At 42.0% G+C, this 16,777-nt stretch carries 11 protein-coding genes; 9 read left to right on the top strand and 2 right to left on the bottom strand.

The window, feature by feature from the left end:
* Nucleotides 1–39 precede the first annotated feature (39 nt).
* Complete coding sequence (locus AACW90_RS05815) at nucleotides 40–1,128, bottom strand: ABC transporter ATP-binding protein (protein ID WP_390232134.1); 1,089 nt, start codon at nucleotides 1,126–1,128, stop codon at nucleotides 40–42.
* A gap of 330 nt (nucleotides 1,129–1,458) precedes the next feature.
* Here AACW90_RS05815 and AACW90_RS05810 point away from each other — a divergent pair, with 330 nt between their 5' ends.
* The 5 genes from AACW90_RS05810 (at nucleotide 1,459) to AACW90_RS05790 (ending at nucleotide 10,064) form a co-directional block, all read left to right on the top strand.
* A complete protein-coding gene (locus tag AACW90_RS05810) occupies nucleotides 1,459–2,379 on the top strand; it encodes a carbohydrate ABC transporter permease (RefSeq protein WP_275134652.1) in 921 nt (306 codons plus the stop codon).
* Nucleotides 2,379–3,230, top strand: coding sequence for a carbohydrate ABC transporter permease (locus AACW90_RS05805; protein ID WP_275134651.1), 852 nt, complete (start codon nucleotides 2,379–2,381; stop codon nucleotides 3,228–3,230). The genes AACW90_RS05810 and AACW90_RS05805 overlap by 1 nt, the downstream gene beginning before the upstream one ends.
* 199 nt (nucleotides 3,231–3,429) lie before the next feature.
* A complete protein-coding gene (locus AACW90_RS05800) occupies nucleotides 3,430–4,656 on the top strand; it encodes an ABC transporter substrate-binding protein (protein WP_275134650.1) in 1,227 nt (408 codons plus the stop codon).
* A 152-nt stretch (nucleotides 4,657–4,808) separates the two neighbouring features.
* Nucleotides 4,809–6,920, top strand: coding sequence for an alpha-galactosidase (locus tag AACW90_RS05795; protein ID WP_390232129.1), 2,112 nt, complete (start codon nucleotides 4,809–4,811; stop codon nucleotides 6,918–6,920).
* 12 nt (nucleotides 6,921–6,932) lie between these two features.
* Nucleotides 6,933–10,064 carry a beta-galactosidase gene (locus tag AACW90_RS05790; RefSeq protein WP_390232126.1) on the top strand — a complete coding sequence of 1,044 codons (3,132 nt, stop codon included), beginning with the start codon at nucleotides 6,933–6,935 and terminating at the stop codon, nucleotides 10,062–10,064.
* A 76-nt stretch (nucleotides 10,065–10,140) separates the two neighbouring features.
* Here AACW90_RS05790 and ptsG read toward each other — a convergent pair whose 3' ends face one another.
* Nucleotides 10,141–11,529 (bottom strand): PTS glucose transporter subunit IIBC, encoded by a 1,389-nt coding sequence (gene ptsG, locus AACW90_RS05785; protein WP_275134648.1) that lies wholly within the window; start codon nucleotides 11,527–11,529, stop codon nucleotides 10,141–10,143.
* A 410-nt stretch (nucleotides 11,530–11,939) separates the two neighbouring features.
* Here ptsG and AACW90_RS05780 point away from each other — a divergent pair, with 410 nt between their 5' ends.
* The 4 genes from AACW90_RS05780 to galE all read left to right on the top strand — a co-directional run bounded on the left by AACW90_RS05780 (nucleotide 11,940) and on the right by galE (nucleotide 16,746).
* The gene (locus AACW90_RS05780) at nucleotides 11,940–12,665 is read left to right on the top strand and encodes a response regulator (RefSeq protein ID WP_390232122.1); all 726 of its coding nucleotides are present in this window, start codon (nucleotides 11,940–11,942) and stop codon (nucleotides 12,663–12,665) included.
* Nucleotides 12,666–12,738: 73 nt separating this feature from the next.
* Nucleotides 12,739–14,175 carry an ATP-binding protein gene (locus tag AACW90_RS05775; protein WP_390232870.1) on the top strand — a complete coding sequence of 479 codons (1,437 nt, stop codon included), beginning with the start codon at nucleotides 12,739–12,741 and terminating at the stop codon, nucleotides 14,173–14,175.
* Nucleotides 14,176–14,219: 44 nt separating this feature from the next.
* Entirely contained in the window at nucleotides 14,220–15,464 is a 1,245-nt protein-coding gene (locus AACW90_RS05770) for an ABC transporter substrate-binding protein (RefSeq protein ID WP_390232868.1), read from the top strand.
* 271 nt (nucleotides 15,465–15,735) lie between these two features.
* On the top strand, nucleotides 15,736–16,746 hold the full coding sequence (gene galE, locus AACW90_RS05765; protein WP_390232119.1) for a UDP-glucose 4-epimerase GalE: 1,011 nt from the start codon (nucleotides 15,736–15,738) through the stop codon (nucleotides 16,744–16,746).
* The last annotated feature ends 31 nt before the right edge of the window (nucleotides 16,747–16,777 follow it).

Below are 16,777 nucleotides of genomic sequence, written 5' to 3'. Positions count from 1 at the left end.
CCTAATCAATGCATAAAGAAAATACCACAGAGTAGCTTCTTAGTTACTCGTGATACAAATTTCGTCAGCGTCAAATAAATGCACATCAGATGCTGCACAGCTTAATGCAATCTGCTGGAAACTCTTCACTTCTTGGTCGCCAGGCAGATGAACCTTGAATCCGTCCATACCAGAAGATTGACCAAACATATAAGTACTGTTGCCTAAACGCTCTACCACTTCACTCTGGAAGGTCAGTTTAATATCGGCTTCTTCGTTAATGAGTAGGTGCTCTGGGCGGATACCAAAGATGATGGCATCACCTACGGTAAGCTGCTTCTTGGTGAAAGGTACAACAAATTCAGTATCATCATTCGCTTTTAACGTTATATTCTCCGCTGTTACTTCTGTCACTGTTGTTGGAACGAAGTTCATCCTAGGAGAGCCGATGAAACCCGCAACAAAGAGGTTACCAGGGCGGTGATATAGGTCTAGCGGTGAGCCTACTTGCTCGATACGGCCATCCCTTAACACAACGATTTTGTCTGCTAGCGTCATTGCTTCTATTTGGTCATGTGTCACATAGACCATGGTATTTTCAAGTTCTTGGTGGAGTTTTGCTATCTGTAGACGCATCTCTACACGCAACTCAGCATCAAGGTTAGACAAGGGCTCATCGAATAGGAAGACTTTTGGATCTCGTACTATTGCTCGACCAATCGCAACACGTTGACGTTGGCCTCCAGACAGTTCTTTAGGTTTACGTTTACGTAGGTGATCGAGTTGAAGCGTTTTCGCTGCAATATTAACTTGCTTCTCGATCTGTTCCTTCGGTACACCATTCATCTTCAAACCGAAACCCATATTATCTTCAACGGTCATATGAGGATAAAGAGCGTATGATTGGAACACCATTGCTACGCCACGATCTGCAGGATCTACATCGTTAACGAGAACATTATCGATGCTAATTTCGCCCTCAGTTATTTCTTCCAAACCAGCGATAAGGCGCAGTAGTGTTGACTTGCCACAACCTGATGGCCCAACAAATACAACAAACTCGCCACTTTCAATTTCTAAATCAATGCCGTGGATAGTTTGTACGTCACCAAAACGTTTAATGACTTTTTTTAGCGTAATGTTTGCCATTACTGACTCCTTTGTTACTGCTGGCTGAGTGTCTATTTGCATGAATTCTGCAATTCGTACTTTAATTAGTATAAAACATACCCGTTCTGACAGGATTTGTTAGTAATGAAATTTGAATTGTTGATCTCAGTCATATTTATTACATGAATTTAAGTTAATTTTGTGGAAACGTTTACAAAAAGACATCTTGGTTGTGCAAATTTTTAGCCTAAGTTCTATGATTAACGGGTAAGCGGTCGTGAATAATAGCTATTAACGCCATTTGAAGGTTTTTAATTAGGTCTTCGAATATAGTGATTACGCGGCATAATTAGTGGGAGTGTCGGACAAATGGAGCCTTCAGTGAAAACGATCTACCCAGAGAACCGAATGCCTTCGGTAAGTAAGAAAAGGCGCATCAGTTCAAAATTGTCACCATGGCTGTTTCTCGCACCAGGCTTGATAGTTTTCTTGATATATGTGGTTTACCCGATCCTTAGCAGTATTTGGTTAAGTTTCTACGAATGGGATGGACTTGGTGAAAAGGTTTGGGTTGGTTTAGCTAACTACCAAGAGCTTTTTAATTCTGAAGCATTTTATACCGCGCTAAAGAATAACGTATTGTGGTTAGTCTTCTTTATGTTGGCTCCACCAATCGGTATGGCTATAGCACTGTTTTTGAATCAGCAAGTGAGAGGTATCCGTGTTGTTAAATCACTTTTCTTCTTCCCATTTGTCATCTCACAGGTTGTTGTAGGTCTGGTTTTCTCTTGGTTCTATGATCCAAACTTCGGTTTGTTGAATATTGCTTTTGGTTGGTTTGGTATGGAGCCAATCTCCATTCTAGCGGATGAAGACTTAGTCACCTACGGTATTATTGCTGCTGGGTTATGGCCTCAAATATCTTATTGCATGATTCTTTACCTCACTGGTTTAAATAATTTAGATCCAGAACAATTAGAAGCTGCACGTCTTGATGGCGCGAAAAGATTTAAAATGCTTTGGTACGTTGTTATTCCACAACTGAGACCAGCGACCTTTATCGCTATTGTTGTAACGGTTATTGGTGCGCTTCGCTCGTTTGACCTTGTTGCAGTAATGACGACGGGTGGTCCATGGGGCAGCTCTACGGTTCTGGCTTACTTAATGTATGAGGAATCTATCTTTAACTATCGCATGGGTTACGGTGCATCCGTTGCTGTAATGCTGTTCTTGATCATGGATATTTATATCGCTTACTTCTTGTGGCGTATGTTGAGGAGTGAAAAATAATGTTTCCAAAACCGATTGAAAAGTCTGGACGCTTTGTCAATATAAGCTATCGAATAGCACTGCCTATCTCTCTAATGTTGTGGCTTCTACCGCTAGCAGCGGTAATGATGACATCGATTCGTTCACTTGAAGATATAAACACAGGTAACTATTGGGGAATGCCAACAGATATCCAGTTTATCGCAAACTATTCTCAGGTATTTACTCAAACCCCTATGGGACAATATCTAATTAATAGCTTATTAATTACATTGCCTGCCGTTGCAGGGGCAGTAGCGTTATCGACGCTTGCTGGATTCGCATTGGCCAAATACAAGTTTAAAGCGAGCATTTGGATTTTTGCTCTATTTATCGCGGGTAACTTTGTACCATTTCAGATCCTTATGATTCCTGTGCGTGATATCACTATTGCATTCGGGATCTATGATACCCACTGGGCGTTGATATTCTTCCATATCGCTTTCCAATCGGGTTTTTGTACTCTATTCATGCGTAACTTCATCGTTGGTATCCCAGATGCCTTGATTGAAGCGGCGCGGGTTGAAGGTGTTAGTGAGTGGAAGATCTTCTGGCACATTGTATTGCCACTCGTTCGACCGGCTCTGGCTGCGCTTGCTGTACTTGTATTTACCTTTATTTGGAATGACTTTTTCTGGGCATTGGTACTCGTACAAAGTGATGAAGTTCGTCCTGTAACTGCGGGCCTTAGTGCTCTGAAAGGACAATGGACAGCATCATGGCAATTTGTGTCTGCCGGAGCGGTTGTTGCGGCAGTACCGCCAGTTATATTGTTCTTTACTATGCAACGCCATTTTATCGCCGGATTAACTTTAGGTGCTACTAAAGGGTAACGAATAACAGCGACTTAGTAAGCAAAATGACTAGGCCGCTGTTTTGGTTAAAGCACTTGATAGAGATTGAGTTTAATGAACCGCTGTTCTAACAAACATAATCGACATTGACCCCTTAACAAAATTGAGAAATAAACTAAAACTATAATTAGTCATCGGACCAACCTAAGCTACGGCTTAATTAAAAAGGACCTCAATAATGAAATACGTGAAACATATTGCTACCTCTGCAATGCTGACGGCCTCATTATCAGCAACAGCTTTTGCAGGCGAACTCGTCATTAACTCTGACCAAGCTGATCCTGCACCTAAAGCGGCGTGGGCAGAAATCATCAAGCTTTTTGAAGCTGAAAATCCTGATGTCACCGTCAAATACAATCTCTACGATAAAGAAGCGTATAAAACGACCATTCGTAACTGGTTGGTAACGTCACCACCAGATGTTGTTTATTGGTACGCCGGCAATCGTATGAAAACTTTTGTTGACCGTGGCTTGATCGAAGATGTCAGTGATATCTGGCAAGAGCAAGGCATGATGCAGGATTTCAAATCGGCTGCACCAGCAATGACAGTAAATGGCAAGCAATACGGTGTACCTTATACATACTACCAATGGGGTGTTTACTACCGTAAAGACCTTTTTGAAAAGTTCGGTATCTCTGAGCCAAAAACGTACGACGAGTTAAAAGCAGCAGCGGCGACACTGAAGAAAAACGACATCGCCCCATTTGCTATCGGTACAAAGTATCTATGGACTGCAGCGGGTTGGTTTGATTATCTCAACTTGCGTACTAATGGCCTAGATTTCCACATTCAGTTAATGGACGGAAAAGTAGCTTATACCGATGAGCGAGTTAAGAAGACATTTGAAAATTGGAAAGAGCTTGTAGAGCCGGGTTATTATCTAAAAAACCATGCATCTTACTCTTGGCAGGAAGCACAACCATTCCTTTATAATGGTCAAGCGGCAATGTACCTCATCGGTAACTTTATTGCTCCTAACTTCCCAGCCGACGTGAAAGACAAAATGGGCTTCTTCCAATTCCCAGTAATCGACCCTGCTGTTCCAATGGCAGAAGACGCACCGATGGATACTATCCATATTCCATCGAAAGCAAAGAACAAAGTAGACGCACGTAAATTCCTTAAGTTTGTTTCTCAACCTGAGATCCAAAAGCTTGTTAACGATACCATGCTTCAGATCCCTACCAACAGCAAAGCAACGACGGTTGATAATGAGTTCTTGAATATTGGTGTGAAGATGCTTGCTGAAGCTGAAGGTACCGCACAATTTTATGATCGCGATACTAGCCCAGCGATGGCTAAAGAAGGCATGAAAGGCTTCCAAGAGTTCATGGTTAAACCTGAGCGTCTAGATGCAATTCTTAAGCGTCTTGAAAAAGTACGTCAAAGAGAATTTAAATAGTCTCTTACTAGAATAATGCAGATGAAGAACAAGCCGCAGCTAGCATAGCTGCGGTTTTTCTCTTCGCTCTATATTCATTGGACTAATCAATTAAAGCGGGTATCTAGCTTAAGTTGCTTATTCCAATTGATATAACTATTAGGCGATTGAATATGGACACTATTCATCTATTTAGCGCGAACACTAGCGTTGTTATCCTCTCGACACCGGCTCCTCAAATCCTATATTGGGGACAGAAACTCAACCATCTTGACGAAACCCTTTCCCTGTTAACCGAGCGGGCCGTCTCTCAGGCGCGTCTTGATATCGATATTCCCATTACACTGTGCCCAGAAAGCGGTCGCGGATTGTTCAGTTCGGCAGGATTAGAAGGGTTCAGAGCCGGTGCGGATGGTAGAAACCTAGATTGGGCTCCCGTATTCGAAACAACAGAGGTTGAGTCGAACAATAGCAGCGCACGTTTTGTTTGTGTTGATGACATTGCTAAGCTAGAACTGTCCGTTGCTTTACAGTTGGATAAATCCGGTGTGTTACGTAAATCCTTATCAATTAAAAATCTAGCTTCAGATCCTTATCACTTGAACCGCTTGGTCAATACCTTGCCTCTACCGCATAGAGCGAATGAAGTCATGAGTTTTCATGGTCGATGGAGTCGAGAATTTCAAACGCAACGAGTATCAATAGATCATGGTGCTTTCAGCCAAGACAATCGGCGTGGTCGAACTTCCCATGAATACTTTCCAGGGATGATGGTCGGAAGCAAAGGTTTCTCAGAGCAAACGGGAGAGGTGTGGGGTTTTCACTTGGCTTGGAGTGGTAATAACCACCTGCGATGTGAGACGAAGAGCGATGGTCGGCGTTTTGCGCAAATGGGTGAATTGCTTATCGCTGGTGAGGTATCCCTTGGAAAAGATGAAAGCTATAGCACTCCAGAATTGTACGCTTGCTATAGCGATATTGGGTTAAATGGCATTCGCAGTCAATTTCATGATGTAGTGCGTAGTAAAATACTGACGTTCCCTAATAAGGCGCTAAGACCTGTTCACCTTAATACATGGGAAGGGATCTATTTCGATCACGATCCTGACTATATTAAGCAGATGGCAACAGAAGCAGCAAAAATCGGTGTTGAACGCTTTATTATTGATGATGGTTGGTTCATTGGTCGTGATGGTGAGAGAGCCGCGCTTGGGGACTGGTTTTTAGACAAGAAAAAATACCCAAATGGATTGGAACCCGTAATCGAGCATGTGAATCAACTTGGTATGGAATTTGGCCTTTGGGTTGAACCTGAAATGGTAAACCCAGATTCTAATTTATTTCGTAAACACCCTGAATGGATGTTAGGTATTGAAGGGTACGATCAACCAAGTGGTCGATATCAATATCTGTTAGACCTGCAAAATAACGACTGTTTTACCTATCTATTTAACTGTTTAGACGCACTATTGACGGACTATAACATTGGTTACTTCAAGTGGGATATGAATCGCGAATTGGTCCAGCCTGCGCATGAAGGTGTTCCCGCGGCCAGCGGACAAACGAAAGCTTTTTATCGTCTAATCGATGAACTAAGTAAAAGGCACCCGGCAGTTGAGATTGAATCTTGTTCATCTGGAGGTGGTCGAATTGATTTTGAGGTATTGAAAAGAACGCATCGATTCTGGACCTCGGACTGTAATGATGCGCTGGAAAGACAAACCATTCAAAAAGGGATGAGTTACTTTTTCCCACCAGAAGTGATGGGTGCACATATTGGTCCTTATGAAAGCCATACTACACGACGTCGACATGATATTAATCTGCGTGGCATAACAGCACTCGGCGGCCATATGGGTGTTGAATTAGACCCTGTTAAAGAAAGCGAAGAAGAGAAGTCTCTCTTTGCGCATTATATTGAGTTGCATAAACGTTTTCGCTCATTGTTGCACTCAGGCGAAGTCTTCTATCTAGATTCAGTTGATACGACTCGCAATGTATATGGTGTGAAAAATACCGATGAAATGTTGCTAACGGTTTGTCAGCTTACTATGCCAGATTACGCGAACGCAGAACCAATTCGCTTTGCTTATCTAGAGACAGAAAAACAGTATTTAGTCGAGGTAGTTGATTTTCCACAAGCGAGTAAAAAGCTTAATAAGGTAATGCCATCATGGATGGATAAACCTTTAGTGTTGAGCGGTGAATTACTCAATAAGATTGGTTTAACGATGCCAATTCAAGATCCAGAAACAGCAATGCTTATTAGTATCAAGGCTGTATAGAGGAGCAGAATTATGGTTACATTTGAAGCGTTAATTGCTCGCCGTGATTGGGAGAATCCCCAATCTTTTCAGGCTAATCAGATAGAGGCACATAGTCCACTTAACCACTTTGTTAGTGTGGAAGATGCACTCATGAAACAAAACCAATCCAAAGTGACTTTGAATGGTGATTGGAGGTTCAAGTTATTTGCCAAACCAGAATTAGTACCTGGCAATTTTATTGACGAGAATTATGACGATGCGTCGTGGAATCGAATAAAAGTACCAAGTAATTGGCAATTGCAAGGAGATGAGCTAAATACAATGGAAGGTTCAAAAGATGGGAGGCGAGACAATCCCATCTACTTAAATGTTAAATATCCATTTGAAGTAAACCCGCCATTTGTTCCTCAGGAGAATCCAACAGGTTGTTATCGTACTCAGTTCGAAGTGAGTACGGCGGATCTAGAGATGCAAACCAGAATCATCTTTGATGGTGTGAACTCAGCCTTTCATTTGTGGTGTAACGGCGTTTGGATTGGTTACTCTCAGGACAGTCGCTTGCCAGCAGAGTTTGATCTTTCTGGCTTTCTTAAAGGCGGTGTGAATACGTTATCGGTCATGGTCATTCGATGGAGTGATGGTAGTTATTTGGAAGATCAGGACATGTGGTGGTTAAGCGGTATTTTCCGTGATGTGACGCTCTTGTCTAAACCTAAAACCCATATAGCCGATGTATTTGTCACACCGAAACTTGATGCTTGTTTTAGAGATGGTTTGATAGAGACAGAGATTAGCTTAGCAAATCCAAGTAAAAATCAGGTACGAATACAACTGTTTGATGGATCGAAAGCGGTATCAGAACAAGTCGTGGGTACGATACAAAACCGTATCGTCGACGAAAAAGGTGGATGGGATGACAAAGTATTCTTATCTGTTGATGTAAAAGAACCAAAACATTGGACTGCAGAGACACCAAACCTGTATCGATTTGTGGTCACATTACTAGACGCAAGCGGCAATATTATTGATGTAGAAGCCTATGACATTGGTTTTAGAAATATCGAAATTAAAGATGGCCAGTTGTTGGTTAATGGTAAAGCACTGCTTATTAAAGGAGTGAATCGACACGAGCACGAACAAGACAACGGTCATGCTATCGGCGAAGAAAGTATGATTGCTGATATCAAACTGCTCAAGCAATCTAATTTTAATGCCGTTCGTACCGCGCACTACCCAAATCACCCTCGGTGGTATGAACTGTGTGATGAGTACGGGTTGTATTTAGTGGACGAAGCCAACATTGAAACCCATGGTATGTTTCCGATGGAGCGCTTGTCGGCCAATCCACTTTGGAACGCAGCCTATATGATGCGCTTTACTAAGCTTATTGAGCGTGACAAAAACCATCCGAGCATTATTATTTGGTCATTAGGGAACGAGTCTGGCCATGGTGGCAGTCATAATGCTATGTATGCTTGGGCCAAAGATAGAGATCCATCTCGTCCAGTACAATATGAAGGTGGTGGTGCCGATACTACTGCGACCGATATTATCTGTCCAATGTATGCACGCGTTGATCAAGATCAGCCATTCCCCGTAGTACCAAAATGGGCTATCAAGAAATGGATTGGATTACCTGGTGAGGATAGGCCTTTGATTCTGTGCGAGTATGCACACGCAATGGGCAATAGTATTGGTAGCTTCAATAAATATTGGGAAGCATTCCGTCAATACCCGCGCCTTCAAGGCGGTTTTATTTGGGATTGGGTTGATCAAGGGATCACGAAAATAGATGAGAATGGTAGCGAATATTGGGGCTATGGTGGGGATTTTGAAGATAAAAGCAATGATCGCCAATTCTGTATCAATGGGTTAATTTTCCCAGATAGGACACCACACCCGACACTTTTTGAAGTGAAGTACTGCCAGCAACCTTATCAAATAGAATGGCTAACGAGTGAAGAGAAGGGGCTGTCTATTATATGGAAACTTAACGTGACCAATGAGCAGCTTTTTCAGTCAAGTGGGGATGATGCCTTTATGTGGACGCTTTTAGAAGACGGAATGCCCGTTTCGTTAGATGCGTCTACGTTAGATATCCCAGCAGATTCAAGCCAAGAGTGGCAAATTAAGTGCGACTACACATTAAAATCAGGGTGCGATTACTACCTTAATATCGATGTAAAACTAAGCTCTGATAAACCTTGGGCCGACTCGGGTCATGTTATTGCAACAGAGCAGTTTAAAGTTGCTAACAAGAATAGTTTAACTATTGCTGAAGCACCTAATTGTACAACTGAATTATTGTTAACTGATGAACCTACCTCTTGGAAAGTTCAAGTGGCAACAAGTGAGTACGTTTGGAACAAGCAAACAGGCGAACTTGATGGCTGGTCAAAAGGTGGCATTTCATTTTTAGCTGGTGCGGTTAGAGACAACTTCTACCGTGCGCCGTTAGACAATGATATTGGCACAAGTGAAGCTGATTTTGTCGACCCTAATGCACCCGTTACGCGTTGGGGAGAAGTGGGCGTAGGATGTTGGGAGAAAACCTGCTTATCTGCTCATCTAGAACAAATAGGTTCTACCGTTCAGGTGACGAGTCGATATGCTTATCGATTCCAAGACCAGTTAATGGCGATAACGAAGTGGATATTCACGCTAAGCCCATCGGATGAGTTGACGCTAGACATTGAAGTTGATGTTAGCGAACATTTACCACCTTTACCACGAATTGGTATTGAAATCGCCTTGAATCCAGCGATTGTTGACCCTGATGTGACTTGGTATGGTTATGGTCCGTTTGAGAACTACCCAGATCGCCTTTCTGCCGCGCGTGTAGGTTACTTTAAAGCGCCAATTGAGAAGATGTTCACTCCGTATATTTTCCCTTCTGAAAGTGGATTAAGATGCAATACAAGCTATATTGAATTGGGTGAACTTACCGTAGTAGGCAAGTTTGATTTCACTGTGAATCAGTATGACCAGTTTAAAATCGCCGCGGCAAAACATCCGAATGAATTAGAAAAGGAAGACGCGGTATATCTTCGTATCGACCATAAGCATATGGGGGTAGGCGGTGATGATTCATGGAGCCCTAGTGTTCATAAGGAATTCTTGATTAGAAAGAAACATTTTCGATATCAAGTTATCTTCTCTTAGTCGTTGAATGGGACCTTTTATAAAACAAAAAAAATCCCGAGCAATTGCTCGGGATTCTAGTTTAAAGGAGAAAGGATTAAATTAATGCTTCCATTTGACCTTTAATGATTTCAGAGTGCGTACCAAATACCGCTTGGAAGTTATCACCTCGAGTGAATACACCTGCAGCACCTAGTGCTTTCAGCTTATCAGTATCAACAAGTTCAGCATTGTTAACAGTAACACGTAGACGAGTGATACAAGCTTCTAAGTCTTTAATATTTTCTTTTCCGCCGAATGCTACTGTGATGTCTTTTGCTAAGTCATCGTTGCTTGTATTCGCTTTAACTTTCGCTTCACTTTCATCTTCACGACCTGGTGTTTGCAGGTTAAACGCTTTGATTAGGAATACGAAGACCGTAAAGTAGATGACCGCATATACAAGCCCTACAAGTGGTAGCATCCAACCGTTTGTTGAGTGACCAAACAATAACGTGAAGTCAAACAAGCCATGGCTAAACGTTGTACCGTGTTTGATGCCAAGTAAAATCATCACAACAAATGCAGAACCAGCTAGCAGTGCGTGAACAACATACAATAATGGAGCTACGAATAAGAAAGCGAATTCGATTGGTTCGGTAATACCTGTTAGGAATGAAGTCAATGCAGCAGAGCCAAGGATTGAAGCAACAACCTTTTGCTTATCACTTTTAGCCGTTACATACATAGCTAAACATGCTGCAGGTAGACCAAACATTTTAAACATGTAGCCACCAGCTAGGTTACCAGCTGTTGGGTCACCGGCTAGGTAGCGAGGAATCTCACCACGAACGACTTCGCCAGCAGCTGTTGTGAATTCACCAACTTCATAGAAGAAAGGTGCATTCCAGATGTGGTGCAGACCGAAAGGAATAAGAGAACGCTCAACGATGCCGTAAATACCGAATGCAACTTCAGGAGACTGGTATGCAGCCCACTCTGAGAATGTCGCAATGCCAGCACCGATTGGTTGCCAAACAACCGCAAGGATTGCCGCTACAATACAAGCTGCTAGAGAGGTTACGATTGGTACAAAACGCTTACCACCGAAGAAACCAAGGTAAGTAGGGAGTTTGATTGTGTGGTAACGGTTAAACAGCTCAGCTGCCACCAGACCCATAATAACACCACCAAATACACCAGTATCGGTACCCTCTGCAACAACGCCAAGTACGCGAGTCATTGTTAGGTAACCTAGTGTTGCTGCAAGTGCTGCAACACCATCATTTTTTGTAAAGCCTAAAGCAACACCAATAGCGAATAGAAGCGCCATGTTTGCAAACACACCCAGACCAGCCTCGGTCATGACTTGTGCTACGATATCAGGTAAAAATTTTGCTACTTCTGAGTTACCACCAATACCGAGTAAAATACCAGCTGCTGGCATACAGGCAACAGGAAGCATTAGGCTGCGACCCATCTTTTGCATTGTACTAAAAAAGTCCATTAGAACCCCCGTTCAATTTTATATTAGAATATTAATTTCATGACTAGATATGAGTAAAATTAATATAGTTATTTATTCAAATGTATTAATGAAAGGGAGCGAATATACATCGCATAAGTTTAAATTAATTAACTACATTTGAATAAGAAATATGTTTTCTGTTTACAGGGAGTATATTAATTGGTCGCGACTATTATTAAAGAGGTTACTGTCACGCTCAACGTAACAAAACGTAACAGAGTGCAAGGGTTGGTAATGCCGAGGTAAAAATGTGCTAAATTCAAGTTACAAACATGAAATTGGCACTTTCCTATAGGTAGTGTTTAGTTATTGCTTTAAAAATTTATTACGATTAAATAGAGATACGTTGTGAAAACCCTACAGCACACAATATTAGAAGGATGAAATTTATGTATGCAAACAAACGAATACTTGTTGTTGATGATGATGAGGAAATTCGCGACCTTCTTGAAGAATATTTAACAAGAGCTGGATACAGCGTTATTTTGGCATCCGAAGGGGAAGAGATGAAGCGCCGATTGCTTGAAATTGAGCCGGACCTAATCTTGTTAGATGTGATGATGCCAGGTGACGATGGCTTCACATTGTGTCAATACGTTCGTAAATCTTCTAATGTCCCTATTATTATGCTGACAGCGGTCTCTGATGAAACGGATCAAATCGTTGGGTTAGAAATTGGTGCCGATGATTACGTCGCAAAACCGTTCAGCCCACGCCAACTTACGGCGAGAATCAAGGCGATGTTACGTCGAACTCAAACGATGGAAGTGGCAACAGAAAAGCATAAACCAAAATCTATCCAATTCGCTCGTTGGAAACTCCATGTTCAGTCTCACACGCTAACAAACCTTGAAACTAATGATGAGTTTGAATTATCAGGTAAGGATTTTACTCTGTTGATGTTATTTCTGGAGAATCCCAATCAGATATTAGATAGAGATAGTATCTCTCAAGTCATTAAAGGCCGAAACGCCTTACCAACGGAGAGAGGACTTGATGTTCAATTATCTCGTTTGCGCCAACAACTTGGGGATAGTGGCAAAAAACCAAAGTTAATTAAAACGATGCGTGGCGACGGGTATATACTTTCTGCCGATGTGATATATGAAGATTGACCTGTCTAAGCGTAGTTGGAATATAAATAAACTCGTTGGTGTATACGAAAGTATACTCGAAAGGTGTGCCCCCATTGTGCCTCGTTCACTGGTTTCTCGAACCTTATGGTTAACCTTATTGTCGGTAATACTTGCCCAGCTTATTGCAACGACTATCTGGTATACCCAATCAAAAGACAGAGAAATAGAAGGGTTAACATCGACCGCGACAAGTATGGCAAATAATTTTGCTTCAACCGCAAACTTTTTCCAGTCGTTGCCTTTAGAATACCGACATATGGTATTGAACCAGCTAAGAAATATAGGTGGGACTCGATTTTTCGTTTCGTTCAATGAAGAAGAAATAATCATTGATCCTGCACGTCGGGGTGAAATGAAAAACGTCACCGTTAACGTTGTCAAAGACGTACTGGCAAAGAAGCTAGAAAAACTCAGCGATGTTAATGATGTGAAAGTGGAGTTCTCTAGACCAGAGAATCTGCATGTATTAACTAATGATACGCTACTTGGTGATCTGCCCAAATCTTGGGCTCATTACACACTCATATTGGAACCGCTTAACCCACCTATATTAGTGGTACAGATAAGATTGGCTGAAAATGAATGGCTTTATATCGCTGCCTTGCTTCCTGCGCCATATGCTTTGCTTGAAGACGAGGTCATCTCCAATCAACAGATGTTTTTTATCTTCTTTATTACCGCGTTGCTGATGACGTTTACCTACACTATGGTTCGTAGGCAGGTTAAACCTTTGAAGAACCTCGCCAAAGCGGCGAACGCTTTGAGTACCGATATAAATCAACCCCCTTTAATTGAAGAAGGGGCAAGTGAGTTAGTGACGGCGACACGTGCATTTAACCGTATGCAGGAAAGTCTTAAAAAGCACATTGATGACAGAGAGCGATTATTTACCGCTATTTCACACGATCTAAAGACACCGATTACTCGACTGAGAATTCGTTCCGAACTTATTGAAGACGATCAAAGAGGATTAAAATTTAACAGAGACTTGGATGAATTAGAACTCATGGTGAAAGGGGCCCTGCAAACGGTAAAAGATACGGATATACATGAGAACTTAGTGCAAGTTGACGTCGTCGACATGTTAGAAAGTATTGCTGAGCAGTATAATACTCACGAACAGCGTGTTGTCTTTACCTCACTAAAGATAGAACCATTAGTATGCAAACCACTAGCTTTAAAAAGATGTCTTTCTAACCTTATTGGTAATGGTGTGAAGTACGGAGATAAGGTGACTGTTTCCGTGAGCGATGAAACGAACTTACTACGAATCATTATTATTGATGAAGGTCCGGGGATTCCTGAATCAAGAATGGAAGATGTATTTAAACCCTACTTTCGTTTAGCAAAAGATAGTGAAGGACATGGATTAGGCCTTGGTATATCCAGAAGTATTATTAATTCACTTGGTGGCCAGTTGGTCATGTGTAACCGAGAGGAAGGCGGTTTACAAGTACAGGTAGACTTACAAAGAGCAACATTAAGATGACAAAAATTCTAGATTTATTCAACGTACGACAGATCGTCAAAAAAATGGTGTTTTCATTTTTGTCGCTTATTTTCTCGGTGTTATCCGCCTCATTAACCAATGCGAGCGAGATTGAGGTTTTGCATTGGTGGACATCAGGGGGTGAAGCACGCTCGGCTGAACTGCTAAAAAAGGGTGTTGAAGAGAGAGGTCATAATTGGAAAGATTTCTCCGTTGCTGGAGGTGGTGGGCAGAGTGCGATGATGGTATTAAAAGCACGCGCGGTATCCGGAAACCCACCTACATCGGCGCAGATAAAGGGATTTGATATTCAAGAGTGGACAAAATTAGGCTTTCTTACCAGTTTAGATGAAGTGGCTAAAGAAGATCATTGGGACTCTCTATTACCTAAATTGGTTTCTGACACCATGAAATACAAAGGGCGGTATGTGGCCGCGCCGGTGAATATTCATAGAGTAAACTGGCTATGGATAAATCCAAAAGTGATGGAAAACGTCGGCGTTCCTATCCCCCGTACTCTTGATGAGTTTTTTGTTGTGGCTGATGCTATAAAAGCCGCAGGATATATTCCTTTAGCTCACGGTCGACAGCCTTGGCAGGATGCAACAGTATTCGAGTCAATTGCTATTGCTATCTTAGGACCTGACGATTACTACAAGGCCTTTGTAGAGTTGGACTTAGATGTATTATCGAGTAAAAAAATGGAGCAAGTGTTTACGGCATTTAAGAAGATGCGCACCTATATCGATGATAAAGCGTTAGGTAGAGATTGGAATGCCGCCACACAAATGTTGATGAATGGTGAAGCCGCAATGCAACTTATGGGGGATTGGGTAAAAGGAGAGTTGACGGTAGCAGGAAAGGTTCCAGGTAAAGATTACCTTTGCATTCCTGCGCCGGGAACCGAAGGGATTTTCAGCTACAATATAGATAGCTTTGTGTTCTTTAAATCGCATGATCCGTCTCGAGGACAAGGGCAAAAAGAGCTAGCAAAAACGATTATGTCCAAATCCTTTCAAGAAGCGTTTAACTTCAGTAAGGGGTCATTACCGGCAAGAACGGATGTTTCTATGCAAAGATTTGATGATTGCTCATTTAAATCTAAGACGGCCTTTACTATGGCTGAAGGAAGCAAAAACTTATTGCCAAGCCTTTCAGCAGATATGTCCACAACCAGCTACATTCGAGATGCGATGATAGATGTGATCAGTGAGTTTTTTAACGATGAATCAGCCGACCCGAAAAAGGCACCAGAAAGATTAGCACGAGCAGTGAAAGCCGCTATGTGATTTGTGTTGCGTTATTAAGTGCACTATCTACCTATGCTATTTGACCAATAGCTTGAAAATCAGGTTTGTAACGAGATTATTTTAAGTCTAAGTATATTACTTGGACTTTTACACTTTTTGTGGAAACGTTTACACACTTTGATTTTGATCACAGCAAAAGAGGCAGATTGCCTCTACACTGCATACATATTCTATATATAGGCTCATTCTTAAAAAGAGCATTATTAGAGTTCAATTTTATACGCGAAATAGTGAAGATAGAGAGGCTAATGTGAAAGTTTTAGTTACTGGTGGCATGGGTTACATAGGAAGTCATACCTGTGTTCAAATGTTGGAAGCAGGTATTGAACCAATTATTCTAGATAATCTTTGCAACAGCAAAACAGCGGTTCTTGACCGAATTGAAACTCTTACCAATGTGCGCCCCACATTTTATGAAGGTGACATTCGCGACGAAGCATTTTTAGATAAAGTGTTTTCTGAAAACAAGATCGATTCTGTTATCCATTTTGCAGGATTGAAAGCGGTTGGCGAGTCGGTAGCAAAACCACTTGAATACTATGACAACAATGTGAATGGTTCACTTGTATTGGCTAGAGCCATGCGAACTGCCGGGGTGAAAAGCATTGTATTCAGCTCTTCTGCAACTGTATATGGCGACCCTGAAGTGGTGCCAATTACAGAGGACTCTCCTGTTGGGGCAACAACAAATCCATATGGCAGTAGTAAGTATATGGTAGAGGGAGTGCTCACTGATTTCTTCAATTCTCAACCGGACTGGAGCATCACTTTACTTCGCTATTTTAATCCAGTCGGTGCCCATCCGTCTGGAACCATGGGGGAAGATCCTCAAGGCATTCCTAACAATTTGATGCCATTCATCGCTCAAGTTGCTGTTGGCCGTCGTGAAAAATTATCCGTATTTGGTGCCGACTATGCAACACCGGATGGTACAGGAGTACGTGATTATATCCATGTGATGGATTTAGCCGATGGTCACATTGCCGCTCTTAATACCGTGGGTAAAAAATCAGGCTTGCACGTATACAACCTAGGTACAGGCAAAGGCTCTAGTGTGCTGGAAATGGTAGCGGCGTTCGCTCAAGCGAGTGAAAAACCAGTACCTTACGAACTGTGTCCCCGCCGTCCTGGTGATATTGCTGAGTGTTGGGCGAGTACTGCCAAGGCAGAGAAAGATCTTGGTTGGAAGGCAACTCGTACCGTAATGGAGATGACTACTGATACTTGGAATTGGCAGTCAAAGAACCCACAAGGTTACTAAATAAGCCCATAATTAGGTGCTCAAATGGGTA

The organism is Vibrio frigidus (assembly GCF_042465995.1).
In the GTDB taxonomy this organism is placed as follows: domain Bacteria; phylum Pseudomonadota; class Gammaproteobacteria; order Enterobacterales; family Vibrionaceae; genus Vibrio.
Note: the sequence above shows the minus strand (reverse complement) of the source record. Positions and strands in the feature narration are given on the sequence as shown.

Coding starts and splice junctions, on each gene's coding strand:
- AACW90_RS05815 (WP_390232134.1), bottom strand. CDS start 1,128: ATGGCAAACATTACGCTAAAAAAAGTCATTAAACGTTTTGGTGACGTA.
- AACW90_RS05810 (WP_275134652.1), top strand. CDS start 1,459: ATGGAGCCTTCAGTGAAAACGATCTACCCAGAGAACCGAATGCCTTCG.
- AACW90_RS05805 (WP_275134651.1), top strand. CDS start 2,379: ATGTTTCCAAAACCGATTGAAAAGTCTGGACGCTTTGTCAATATAAGC.
- AACW90_RS05800 (WP_275134650.1), top strand. CDS start 3,430: ATGAAATACGTGAAACATATTGCTACCTCTGCAATGCTGACGGCCTCA.
- AACW90_RS05795 (WP_390232129.1), top strand. CDS start 4,809: ATGGACACTATTCATCTATTTAGCGCGAACACTAGCGTTGTTATCCTC.
- AACW90_RS05790 (WP_390232126.1), top strand. CDS start 6,933: ATGGTTACATTTGAAGCGTTAATTGCTCGCCGTGATTGGGAGAATCCC.
- ptsG (WP_275134648.1), bottom strand. CDS start 11,529: ATGGACTTTTTTAGTACAATGCAAAAGATGGGTCGCAGCCTAATGCTT.
- AACW90_RS05780 (WP_390232122.1), top strand. CDS start 11,940: ATGTATGCAAACAAACGAATACTTGTTGTTGATGATGATGAGGAAATT.
- AACW90_RS05770 (WP_390232868.1), top strand. CDS start 14,220: ATGGTGTTTTCATTTTTGTCGCTTATTTTCTCGGTGTTATCCGCCTCA.